Here is a 12,422-nt window from a genome sequence, read left to right on the forward strand (position 1 = left end):
TTAGTCGTTTTTTTGAGTTGATAATGAAAACGGAAACGATTTTTTGGTAGTTCCTCTTTTTAAATTCGGAACACTGCTCATTTTTAAGTAGAAAGTTCCTCCATTGAGTATTGTATTATGACTTATCCAATTATAATCATAACCTTTTCTATTCAGCTCAGCTTGTTCGATGTATTTGTTTGTCTTGCTGTTATTGGGTGCTTTTATTATAAAATCTTTGCCATTATCTAAATGTAATGTTACCTTTTTGAAAAGCGGTGTTCCTAACACGTATTGATCGGTAGCAGGACAAACGGGATAAAAGCCTAACGCTGAAAACACATACCAAGCGGAGGTCTGACCATTGTCTTCATCACCACAATATCCATCCGGAGTGGGTTTGTAAAGTTTGTTCATGGTTTCTCTTATCCAATATTGCGTTTTCCAAGGCTGACCGGCATAATTATACAAATAGATCATATGCTGAATAGGCTGGTTTCCGTGTGCATATTGGCCCATGTTGGCTATTTGCATCTCCCTTATCTCATGGATAGTTTCGCCGTAATAAGAATTGTCAAAAACAGGAGGCATGGTAAATACGCTGTCTAATTTTTTTACAAATTCATTATAGCCACCCATCAGTTGTGCCAATCCATCAATATCGTGAAATACACTCCACGTGTAATGCCAACTGTTTCCTTCCGTGAATTCGTCTCCCCATTTAAAAGGGTTGAATGGAGAGTGGAAAGGGCCGTCTTTGTTTTTTCCACGCATCAACTTGGTTTCCGGGTCAAAAAGATGTTTGTAATTTAAACATCTGGTTTTATATAGATCAATTTCTGCCTGTGGTTTATGTAAAGCTTTAGCTAATTGGTATATTGTAAAATCGTCGTAGGCATATTCTAGAGTTCGTGCAGCACTTTCGTTAATGTTTACATCATAAGGAACATAACCTAATTTGTTATAATACTCAACGCCTTTTCTTCCCGTGGCTTGAGGGCCTTCATTATTGGCTCCGTGTAGTAATGCTTCATACAATTTTTCGATGTCATAACCTCTTAGCCCTTTAATATAAGCATCAGACACGACTGATGCTGAATTATTTCCAATCATTATGTCGCTGTATGAAGGACTACTCCATTCAGGCAGCCAACCACCTTCTTTATAATCGTTTATTAACCCTTCTTGCATTTCTTTGTTGATAGAAGGATACATCAGATTCAAAAAAGGGTATAAAGCCCTGAAAGTATCCCAAAAACCGGTTCCGCCAAATCGGTAACCCGGTAAAACTGTACCTGTGTGCGGACTGTAATGTACGATTTGCCCAGAAGCATCTTTCTCATACAATTTCATCGGGAAAAACAAAGTGCGGTATAATGTCGAATAAAAAGTGCGCAAATGGTCTATGTTGTCACTCTCTACTTCTATCTTGCTTAAAGTTTTGTTCCAGGTTTCTTTGGCTCTTTGCTTCACGGTTTCAAAATTATCCGAACCTATTTCTTGTAAATTAATTTCGGCTTGTTCAAAACTTATAAAGGACGAAGCGACTTTGGCATGTACTTTTTCATTAGCTGAAAGCGACTTAAATTTAATGATTGCTCCAACATGACTTCCGGATAACTCTAAAACATCCATTTTTGTTTTATCGCTCCAAATGTTGGATTGTTCAAAAGGCTTGTCAAAAACAATAACAAAGTAGTTTTTGAAGTTGTTGAGTTTCCCTCTGGTGTAGCGTGAACTGTATCCTATGATTTTATTTTCGGAAGGAATTATTTTGATGTAAGAGCCTCTGTCAAAAGCATCAATAACCATATAGCCTTCAATGGTTTTTGGGAAAGTGAAGCGAAAAGAAGCTGCTCTTTCGGTTGGGGTTAATTCAGCGGTGACGTCATAATCGGCTAAGTAAACGCTGTAGTAGTATGGCTTAGCAATTTCTGTTTTATGACTAAACCAGCTGGCTCTTTCACCTTCTTCAAAAACAGGTTTTCCTACTACAGGCATTAACGAAAATTGTCCGTAATCATTCATCCATGGTGAAGGCTGGTGTGTTTGCTTAAATCCTCTTATTTTTTGAGCGCTATATGTGTATTGCCATCCATCACCATTTTTGCCAGTTTGAGGTGTCCAGGCGTGCATACCCCAGGGTAATGCAATGGAAGGGTAGGTGTTTCCGTTGCTTAACTCGTAACTACTGTCTGTTCCCATCAGCGGATTAATCCATTCTACAGGGTCGGTCGCTTTAATGGTGTTCTGAGACGAGGCAAAATTCAGTGATAGTAAAAACAGTAGCGGTACCGTTTTTTTAATAATGCTGTAAGTCATAGGATTAAACAGTTTAGTTTACTTACAAATATAAGTTTTTTAAAAAAGTGAATCCTATTTATTGATTTGGTATAAAAAAATCCCGAAGTTTTGACTTCGGGATTTGATTTTTGATTGATGATTGTATGTATTCTTAAACGCCTAATTTCTTAGCGATAGCAGTTGGAACCGCTTTTTTGTGTAACATGATCGCAGTTGCTTTGTATTTTGCGAACTCTTTACTCATGTATAAATAACCTTTGTAGTCGTTTGTTGTTCCCCAAGAGTTTTTAACGATATAGTATTCTTTACCCGTTTGATCTTTTGAGATTCCAACGATGTGCATACCGTGGTCGTCTGTAGTAGTGTAGTTGTCAAATGCTTTCTGACGCATTTCTTCAGTAACAGCAGCTTCTTTTTTAGGGCCGTTGAACAAATCCGCTTTTTCGTCAGCCGTCATGTCTTCTACTTTTTTCTCAGGAACGAAAGCTACTCCGTTTTTCCAAGAGAAAGTTTTCTCACTTACGTCACCAGCCCAAGCCACTGAATAGCCATTTTTCAATGCGTTATCGATGATATCGGTCAATTCGTTCATTTTTACGTTGTAAACCTGATCGAATGACCAGTTGTCCGGTACCATCAAAGTGAATTTTGTATAATATGGGTATTCCTGTAATGAAGAGATTTCAACATAATCATCCGCATTAATTCCAACTACTTCTTTAGCGAAAGTTTCAGGAGTATATGTTTTTCCATTGTATTGGAAAGATTTCGGAGCCTGACCCAAATAAGAATCAATTACTGCCGTATATGCTTTTTCCCAGTTTGGAGTTAGTTCTCCGTTCGGATTGCTTACAACTGCTTTAAGAACTCCTTCTCCTATAGCAGCCATTTCAGCAAATTTATTTTTATCAGTACCGTAGTTCAAACCAGTATAAACGGATTGAGGAACAGCACCGTATTTTTTGTACATGTTGATTACATCGTGGAAAGCACCACCGTCACCTAAAGAAACAGCACCGTGCATACGAACATAATTTCTTCCTTTCTCGATATAAGCATTTCTTGCCGAGAAAATCTGAGATAATTCTACCGGTTTTTTACCCATACGGATCATTTCTGACTCTAAGAAAGAGTTAGCAGAATAACTCCAGCATGTTCCGGAAGACCCTTGGTTTTTAATCGAAGTGTTCTCGATGTTAACTACATCAGTAAATTTGAATGATTCTTTACTTTTTTCGCTAGCATTGATTTTTAGCGAATTCACTAAATTATCTTGTGCATAAGCCGACGACATACTCACGATCAATGCAGATGCTACAAGAAAAGGTTTGATAGGAATTGATAACATAGTTTTGTTTTTAATTTTCACTATTGGTTGGTAAAATTATGAATTGTTACAATTCAAAATCCATTTTAACAACAATTTAGGTTTTAATTATGATATAAAAAATCCCTTCTTGAACTTACATCAGGAAGGGATTTTGTGCTTTTATTATAATGTCTCTTTCAGCCATTTGAAGAACTCACGCTGCCATACCAAACCGTTTTGTGGTTTCAGTACCCAGTGGTTTTCTTCCGGGAACAAAAGGAAGCGGCTTTTAATGCCTTTTAATTGTGCTGCCTGGAAGGCTTCCTGACCTTGTCCGATCGGCACACGATAATCTTTTCCGCCCTGAATGATCATAATCGGCGTGTTCCAGTTGTTTACCATATTGATAGGATTGAACTGGGTGTATGCTTTTTGGGCGTCGGCATTGTTCTTTTCCCAATAAGCACCTCCATGATCAAAGTTGTTAAAGAAAACTTCTTCAGTCGTTCCATACATACTTTGAAGGTTGAAAACACCACAGTGCGAGATAAATGTTTTGAAACGGTTTTTGTGGATTCCCGCAAGATAGAAAACAGAGTAACCTCCGTAGCTCGCTCCAACTGCGCCTAAACGCGTTTTGTCTACATACGATTCTTTAGCTACGTCATCGATTGCTGAAAGATAATCGTCCATAACCTGTCCGCCCCAATCCTTACTGATGTCTTCATTCCATTTTACACCGTGCCCCGGCATACCACGACGGTTCGGCGCTACAACAATGTAACCTTGAGCGGCCATGGTCTGGAAATTCCATCGGAACGAATAATATTGTGTAAGTGCACTTTGTGGTCCGCCCTGACAATATAATAACGCAGGGTACTTCTTAGTTTTGTCAAAGTTTGGAGGAAGGATTACCCAAACCACCATTTTTTTACCATCGGTAGTGGTAACGATTCTTTTTTCGGTTTTGCTTAAAGCCAATTTACTGTAAACATCCGTGTTTACATTGGTGATTTGTTTCCAGGCTTTTTTCTTGAATTCATACGAATAGATTTCCGAAGCATGGTTCATGTCGTTTCGTGCTAAAATCACTTTTCCTTCAGTGAAACCAATAATTTCGGTTACGTCGAAATCACCATTTGTAATTTGTTTTACGGTAACAGCAATTTTAGTCAGCCCCGGGAAATTCACTTCAAAAAGTTGCTTAGTTCCGTCAACAGCCGCAATGAAATAAACTTTCTTGCCGTCTTCACTCCATTTGAAGCTTTCTACGGTGCCGTCCCAACCTGCAGTCAGGTTAATGTCCATCCCTTTGAAGCTTACAATGATGTCATTTTTGTCGGCTTCATAACCGTCGCGTTTCATTTGCAGCCAGGTTAGGTTTCCGGTTGGTGAATATAGTGGGTGTGTATCGTATCCTAAATTACCTTCGGTTAAATTTTTCGTGATTTTGGTTTCGATGTTGTATTCGTACAAATCGGTGTTGGTACTGATGGCATAAGCCGTTCCCGATTTCTTTTTGCAAACGTATACGATGCTTTTACTGTCAGGTGACCAGATATAGTCTTCGTCCCCTCCGTGTGGTTTTTGCGGTGTATCGAAAGATTCTCCTTTCATAATATCTGTAGGAACCGTTTTGTCGTTGTTCTCAGCAAAGAAAACATGGTTGTACGTTCCATCGTTCCAAGTATCCCAGTGACGGTAATTCAATCCGTCGTAAACCTGAGCATCTGCTTTTTTAAGGTCGGTATACAAATCTTTGCCTAGTACTTTTTCGACTTTCACCTCTTTATGCGAAAGGGTATATTTTCCGTCGGAAGAAAGGTTTTTATTTTTAACCAGGTCTTTGGTGTCCTGAACCTCTGTTGCTGTCCCTCCGTTTAGCGGAATGGTGAAGAATTTTGAATTCGATTTGTTTTCCTCGATTGAAGGAGTTGATACTTTGTAAACAATATTTTTACCGTCTTTGGAAAGTCCGATTGGTGTTACCCTGCCTAATTTCCATAATAGTTCAGGTGTCATCACATCCTGAGCAGAAGCTGATAGTCCCATCATTCCAAGCGTTAAAATAAGGAGTTTTTTCATTGTTGCTATTTTTTGAAAAGAAAGGCTAAAATTAATGATTTTATCGAATCGATTATTGAATTGGTATGAATTAACAAAAAGCCCCGCATTTGGCGGGGCTTTTTTATTCTCAAATGAAAAGGGAGATTATTTTTTAATGAAACGTTTTGTGGTTACGTTACCGTTATCAGAAATTTCCAAAAGATAGTTTCCGGATCCGATAGTTGAAACGTTAATCGAACCATTGTTGAATTTACCATTTGCTATTGCTTGTCCCATTAAATTATAAACTTTGTAAGTTGCATTTTCTGAAACTTCCGTTGCGTTCAACACATCAGTTGCCGGGTTAGGATATAATTTAACGGTAGTTAGCGTGTTGTTTGCTTCTGTTGCTTTGACAGTAGAAGTAATGTTCACAGTGTAATCTTCCACTTGTCCGTAAGTGAATGTTTCGCAAGAAGTTGGTACTCCATTATATTTCAATGAAACTCTCATTCTTGTTGCTCCCAAAGTTGCCGTAGTAGGGATTGTAAATGTTCCGCTTACTGGAGTTGTTGTAGAAGCGGTTTTGCTCCATACCAATTCTCCGGCGTCTGTGAAAACACCATTCTGGTTGTAATCGATCCAAACCGCATAGCCTTCAGGATAAACTGTTGAAGTCCAAGTCGGCGTAATCGTAATAGTATTTGATGTACCGCGAACAGCATTAGTAGATAAAGAAGTAAAGTTCTCATATCCGGCAGTACCTGTAGAGGTATTGTTGATAGTGCCAAAAACAACTTTCCCTATTCTTTCATCCGACGTATTGTTGCCTTGTGAAGCACAGTAAGTAATCGATGTAGATAAAGTCGTTACGTTCACGGTGTTGCTCGCTGCAGAAATATTTCCGGCTGCATCTTTTGCTATTACAGAGAAAGTATAAGCAGTCGCAGGAGTTAATCCTGTTACATTATACGTTGTAGCAGTAACTGTTCCTAACAAAGTAGTTCCGCGATAAACATCATATCCGCTTACACCAACATTGTCTGTAGAAGCTGTCCATGATAAGTTGGTTGCGGTTTGTGTGGTCCCCGAAGCAGTTAAGTTCGTTGGTACAGTTGGAGCTGTTGTGTCTGAAGCTGATAATGTGGTTACATTAACTGTATTGCTTGTAGCAGAAATATTTCCGGCCGCATCTTTCGCTTTTACAGAGAAAGTATAAGCAGTTGCTGCTGTTAATCCTGCCGCATTATAAGTTGTAGTGGTAACAGTTCCTAATAAAGTAGTTCCACGATAAACATCATATCCGGTTACACCTACATTGTCAGTAGATGCAGTCCAAGATAAGTTTGTTGTTGTTGCAGTTGTGCCTGAAGCCGTTAGATTGGTAGGTGCTGACGGTGCAGTTGTATCGGATGTTCCAGAAGTAATAGTGAAGTTAGTATTCGAAACATCAAAGAAAATATGATTAGCACCTTTTACCATGATTCTATTTTGTGTACCAGCTGTGTTTGGAACTGTAATGGCCTGAGAACCATCATTAGGAGTTGCTGCCAATAAAGTTGACCAAGTTGAACCGCCATCAGTAGAAATTAGAATATCTACGTTGGCACAGTTAATACCATTTGCTGTTGTTCCAGCAACATTCCATGTAACCGTTTGTGATGAACCGCCAACCCATGAAACAGCTGTGTTTGGTGCGCTAACTGAGAACGGACCTGCAGTTCCGTTTACGGTAACAATCATATCATCACTATTGTTTGCCGGACCTGCAGCTCTGTTGTCACGAACTGTAAACCTGAAATTTAATGTTCTTGCTACAGAAGGTATTGCTTCTACTGTAATTTCCGATCCTGAGGTAGTAGTTGCTCCCGCCAAAACTCTTGACATAATAGGGAAATATCTTGTAGGTGAGGTGGTCGGTGAATACGATCTGAAAGTTGGTCCTGTAGTTTTGGTAGTACTTGCCGCTGAACTTGCCCCAGTTTGAGAGGAAGTAGCGTTGTCCATTTGTTCCCAAATATAGGTAAGGGCATCGCCGTTTGCGTCAGTACCAGTTCCTGCCAACATGAATGGTGTGCTTTTCGGAATGGTGTAATCCAGTCCCGCGTTAGCTGTTGGTACTGAATTTCCGGTGGCGGTATTGGTCTGACAGGTTTTAGATTTGATGTTGTTAGTTACCTGTTGAATACTTACGGCATGAAAATACGCATCCGAATGGGCTTGGATATCCTGACTGGTGATACCCGCGTATCCCATAATGGTTGAACCGCTACCTGGCTCCATGTTTACACCAGTACCCTCGTTGTTCATTGAAAAAGTGTGATTGGCTCCGAATTGATGTCCTAATTCGTGTGCTACATAGTCGATGTCGAAATTATCTCCTGAAGGAATACCATCCGCCGGAGACGTATATCCGCTTCCTTTTTGACCATTTACGCAAACGCATCCGATACACCCGGCGTTACCACCGCCACCAGTAGCTCCGAAAAGGTGTCCGACGTCATAATTTGCTTCTCCGATAACCGAAGTCAAAGTCGACTGTAACTGAGAATTCCAGTTAGACATTGAACTTGCAGCAGAATACGGGTCAGTAGATGCGCTTGTGTAAATTACAGCATCAGTATTAGCAATCAAATTCATGTGAACCCCAAAGTCTTTTTCGAAAACACCGTTTACACGTGTCATCGTATTGTTGATGGCTGCTAATGCTAATGCTTTTGTCCCGCCGAAATAAGCGGTATATTCACCTGTTACCGACATGGCTAAGCGGAAATTTCGTAAGGTAGCATCGTCGGCATTTGGTCGTAATGTTTCACCCGAATTGCTAACGGCAGTTGTTGCATCGTCAATTACCTTACATTCAAAATGAGAAAGTGATCTTAATTTATCTGCTTTTTTGAAAACACTGTAGGTATTCAAATCCTGTGAATATGGTTCGATAAATATTGCCGATTGGTCTGCATTAATCTGCATTGTTTGTAAACCAAGCGGAGAAATACTGAAGTGGATAGTTGAAGAAGGGTTGTCAAGTCCTTGTCCAACATAGGATTTAATTTCAGGGTAACGTTCTGCCAGTTCTGGTTCCATGTTGGAAGCTTCCAGGATGCGGAAGCGCTCCATTTGGCCTTCGGCATTAGGAAATGATACAATTACAGCCGATCTTTCAGCATTAATTCCTCTTTTAGGTGAATTAAGTAAAACCGATTTTAATCCGTTGATATCTAAATCAAACAGATTTTTAGTAGGTAAGGTAGCGCCTCTTTGTGTGGTAACAACGTTACCTTTTTTTGAAGAAGGCTTCCAGTAAGATCCTCCGCTTTGAGCGAAAGAGGAACTCGTAAATGCCAGTAAAGCAATAGAGAGTAGTCTGTACTTCATAATTTTTTTTGGGTTTTTGTTGGTATTTGTTTTTCAAATTTTCGACGTAAATATATTTAACATTTTTATTAATTAAGCAAATAAATTTAACATTTTTTATGTTTTAAGCCAGAAATTACACAAAATTGAAGGTAAAAAAGTATCGATTTGGTAAAAAAATGCATGGTGAAAATATTTTTTCATTGTGAAATATGTATTTGAAAAGCCTTTTGAGAGTGAAAAATTATGTATTTCATAATTCTTTGTTTCCTAAAGATTTAGCGTACAATATGGTTTTTATTACAGAAAGGAAAGGCTGTTTCAAAAAATATGACTATTTTCACGGACTAAAATTTGTTTCGAAGTGAAAAGCAATAACAAACTCTTTATAGCGATTATTATCGCACTAATTCTTGGTGTTATTTTGGGAGGGATTGTTCACTACCAGTTTATTGACTCCAAGGAAGTTTTTTCAAAAAATATTAAATTATTAGGAACTGTGTTCATCCGAATGGTTCAAATGATTATCGCGCCGTTGGTTTTTACAACTTTAGTAGTAGGAATTGCCAAAATGGGAGATATGAAAATGGTTGGCCGTGTAGGAGCCAAAGCAATGGGATGGTTCATTTCAGCTTCATTGATTTCGCTTTTGTTGGGAATGGTGCTGGTAAATACCTTAGCGCCAGGAAAAGGAACCAATATTAAGATGGATGATGCTTCTTCGGCTTCCGAGTTATTGGAAAAAACACAATCCTTTTCATTAGAGGAGTTCGTTAAACACGTTGTTCCGAAGAGTGTATTTGAGTCTTTTGCCACCAATGAAATCCTGCAGATTGTAATCTTCTCTATCTTTTTCGGTATTGCATTATCTTCGTTCAGTAAAAAAGAAGCTAAACCCATTTTAAAACTTTTCGACCGCATTTCGCATGTGGTTTTGAAAATGGTTACCTATATTATGTGGTTGGCACCGCTGGGTGTTTTTGGAGCTGTTGCAGCTGCGGTTGCAAGCTACGGATTTGAAATCTTCAGTTTGTATGCGAATTATCTTTTAGCGTTTGCCTTTGGAATTATTGTCTTATGGATACTTCTGCTTTTAGTGGGTTATCTGATACTTGGTAATCGTCTTTGGGATTTGTTAAGAAGAATCAAGAGTCCGCTACTGATTGCCTTTTCCACAACCAGTAGTGAGGCGGTTTTCCCTAAAATGGTGGAGGAGCTGGAGCGTTTCGGTTGTCAGCCGAGAATTGTGTCGTTTACATTACCTTTAGGATATTCGTTTAACCTTGATGGAAGTATGATGTACATGACCTTCGCCAGTATTTTTATTGCACAGGTTTATGGAATTGACATGCCGTTGGACAAACAGCTGACGATGTTGCTGGTTTTAATGCTTACAAGTAAAGGTGTAGCCGGTGTGCCGAGAGCTTCCTTAATTGTTGTTGTGGCGACTTGTGCCATGTTCGGTATCCCGCCGGAAGGAATTGCACTTATTTTACCGATTGACCATTTCTGTGACATGGCAAGAAGTATGACTAACGTGTTAGGAAATGCGTTGGCAACCAGTGCGGTTGATAAATGGGAAACTAAAAGTGTAAATTAATTATAAAATAAATATCCAAATGAAAGAAGATTTTCACTGGACACAGTTATTAAATCCTGAATTTTACATTAACCTTGAAATAGCCGGGCATCACATTGGAATTTATGTGGTTCTGTTTATTGTTTTTGCCGAAACCGGTTTATTTGCTGGGTTCTTTTTGCCGGGCGACAGTTTGTTGTTCCTTAGCGGAATTTACAGCGAAACGCTAATGCAGGAATTGATTCATATTGAGAACGAATTTACCAATGTAGCTGTTTTAGCAACCTTGGTGGGGATTGCCGGAATTATAGGTAATATATTTGGATATTGGTTTGGAGCCAAAAGTGGACATTTTCTGTACTCTAAAAAAGATAATTTCTGGTTTAAAAAGAAGTACCTTATCCAATCCCGTTTGTTTTTTGAGAAACATGGGGGAAGAGCTATCATTTTTGCCCGATTTTTACCTATCATAAGAACATTTGCTCCTATTGTGGCCGGAATCGTTCATATGCCAAAGAAAAAATTCATGTTTTATAACATACTTAGTTCATTCCTTTGGTCGTTCGTGTTAATATTCGCCGGACACTATCTTTATACTTATTTGTTAGAGCGTAATATTATCGACCTTAAGAAAAATATCGAATTGATCGTAATTGGAATCATTGTTATTTCAACAGCGCCTTTAGTGATCAATTCAATTAAAAATAAAATGAAAGTCAGAAAGTAAAGACCATGGATGTTAGCTATTGGGAACTGAAGAATTGGTTTACCAACGTTGATTATACGGTTGTTGGCAGCGGTATTGTGGGTCTTCATGCTGCCTTACGTCTTCGTGAACGCTTTCCCGATAGCAAAATTCTCATACTTGAAAAAGGGGCACTGCCCGAAGGAGCCAGTACTAAAAACGCCGGTTTTGCCTGCTTTGGCAGTTTGTCCGAAATCATAGAGGATTTACGAAATTACAGTGAAGAGGAAGTTGTTCAGTTGATACAGAAACGCTGGAACGGACTTAATCTGTTGCGCAAACGTTTAGGTGATGCCACCATCGATTTCAAACCTTATGGAGGTTATGAAGTTTTTCTGAAGGAGGATGAAAGTACTTATGCCGAATGCCTTCAGAAATTGCCTTTCATTAATGAAATCCTGAGACCGCTTTTCAGAACCGATGTTTTTGCCAAAGAAGTAGATCGTTTTGATTTTAAAGGAATTCATGAGTATCTGATCTTTAATCCATTCGAAGGGCAAATCGATACCGGAAACATGATGCAGGCTTTGCTGAAAGAAGCATCCACAAACAATATTCTGATTTTAAACCGGCAGACCGTAACGGATTTTCATGATTCGGGAAATGGGGTCCAGGTGAATACTACTGATTTTTCGTTCACTTCTAAAAAACTGTTGTTTGCTACCAACGGTTTTGCAGATAAATTAACTAAAGGAGAGGTTCGTCCCGCAAGAGCCCAAGTCCTGATTACAGAACCGATTCCTAACCTTGATATTAAGGGAACTTTTCATATAGACGGCGGCTATTATTATTTCCGCAACATAGATAACAGAATCTTATTGGGTGGTGGAAGAAACCTTGACTTTGAAGGAGAAGCCACTTCCGAATTCGGCCTGACCGAAAAAATCCAAAATCGTTTGGAACAATTGCTTTCCGAAGTGATTTTGCCCAATACCGAATATAAAATTGCGCACCGCTGGAGCGGCATTATGGGCTTAGGCTCACACAAAAAACCAATTATTGAACAATTGTCTGAAAATGTGTGTTGCGGTGTTCGCCTAGGAGGAATGGGCGTAGCCATAGGGAGTCTGGTCGGGCAGGAATTAGCAGATTTAGTATAAAAA

Annotated in this window: 7 protein-coding genes; 3 read left to right on the forward strand and 4 right to left on the reverse strand. The window is 39.1% G+C overall.

The window, feature by feature from the left end:
* The 4 genes from LZF87_RS04220 to LZF87_RS04235 form a co-directional block, all read right to left on the reverse strand.
* Positions 1–2,301 (reverse strand): GH92 family glycosyl hydrolase, encoded by a 2,301-nt coding sequence (locus LZF87_RS04220; protein ID WP_244341998.1) that lies wholly within the window; start codon positions 2,299–2,301, stop codon positions 1–3.
* 133 nt (positions 2,302–2,434) lie between these two features.
* A complete protein-coding gene (locus tag LZF87_RS04225; RefSeq protein ID WP_244343720.1) occupies positions 2,435–3,577 on the reverse strand; it encodes an aminopeptidase C in 1,143 nt (380 codons plus the stop codon).
* 198 nt (positions 3,578–3,775) lie between these two features.
* Entirely contained in the window at positions 3,776–5,677 is a 1,902-nt protein-coding gene (locus LZF87_RS04230; RefSeq protein WP_244341999.1) for a S9 family peptidase, read from the reverse strand.
* Between the two features lie 126 nt (positions 5,678–5,803).
* The gene (locus tag LZF87_RS04235; RefSeq protein ID WP_244342000.1) at positions 5,804–9,016 is read right to left on the reverse strand and encodes a reprolysin-like metallopeptidase; all 3,213 of its coding nucleotides are present in this window, start codon (positions 9,014–9,016) and stop codon (positions 5,804–5,806) included.
* A 343-nt stretch (positions 9,017–9,359) separates the two neighbouring features.
* On the opposite strand from LZF87_RS04235, the gene LZF87_RS04240 reads away from it, so the two are divergent.
* The 3 genes from LZF87_RS04240 to LZF87_RS04250 are packed head-to-tail and all read left to right on the forward strand — an operon-like array spanning position 9,360 to position 12,419.
* A complete protein-coding gene (locus LZF87_RS04240; protein WP_244342001.1) occupies positions 9,360–10,595 on the forward strand; it encodes a dicarboxylate/amino acid:cation symporter in 1,236 nt (411 codons plus the stop codon).
* A gap of 19 nt (positions 10,596–10,614) precedes the next feature.
* The gene (locus LZF87_RS04245; RefSeq protein ID WP_244342002.1) at positions 10,615–11,301 is read left to right on the forward strand and encodes a DedA family protein; all 687 of its coding nucleotides are present in this window, start codon (positions 10,615–10,617) and stop codon (positions 11,299–11,301) included.
* Positions 11,302–11,306: 5 nt separating this feature from the next.
* The gene (locus LZF87_RS04250) at positions 11,307–12,419 is read left to right on the forward strand and encodes an NAD(P)/FAD-dependent oxidoreductase (protein WP_244342003.1); all 1,113 of its coding nucleotides are present in this window, start codon (positions 11,307–11,309) and stop codon (positions 12,417–12,419) included.
* Positions 12,420–12,422: the final 3 nt, after the last annotated feature.

Origin of the sequence: Flavobacterium enshiense (assembly GCF_022836875.1) — a bacterium.
In the GTDB taxonomy this organism is placed as follows: Bacteria; Bacteroidota; Bacteroidia; order Flavobacteriales; family Flavobacteriaceae; genus Flavobacterium; species Flavobacterium enshiense_A.

Bases quoted from the DNA above. Each gene is read 5' to 3' on its own strand.
- LZF87_RS04220 (WP_244341998.1), bottom strand. From the start codon at position 2,301: ATGACTTACAGCATTATTAAAAAAACGGTACCGCTACTGTTTTTACTA.
- LZF87_RS04225 (WP_244343720.1), bottom strand. From the start codon at position 3,577: ATGTCGTCGGCTTATGCACAAGATAATTTAGTGAATTCGCTAAAAATC.
- LZF87_RS04230 (WP_244341999.1), bottom strand. From the start codon at position 5,677: ATGAAAAAACTCCTTATTTTAACGCTTGGAATGATGGGACTATCAGCT.
- LZF87_RS04235 (WP_244342000.1), bottom strand. From the start codon at position 9,016: ATGAAGTACAGACTACTCTCTATTGCTTTACTGGCATTTACGAGTTCC.
- LZF87_RS04245 (WP_244342002.1), top strand. From the start codon at position 10,615: ATGAAAGAAGATTTTCACTGGACACAGTTATTAAATCCTGAATTTTAC.
- LZF87_RS04250 (WP_244342003.1), top strand. From the start codon at position 11,307: ATGGATGTTAGCTATTGGGAACTGAAGAATTGGTTTACCAACGTTGAT.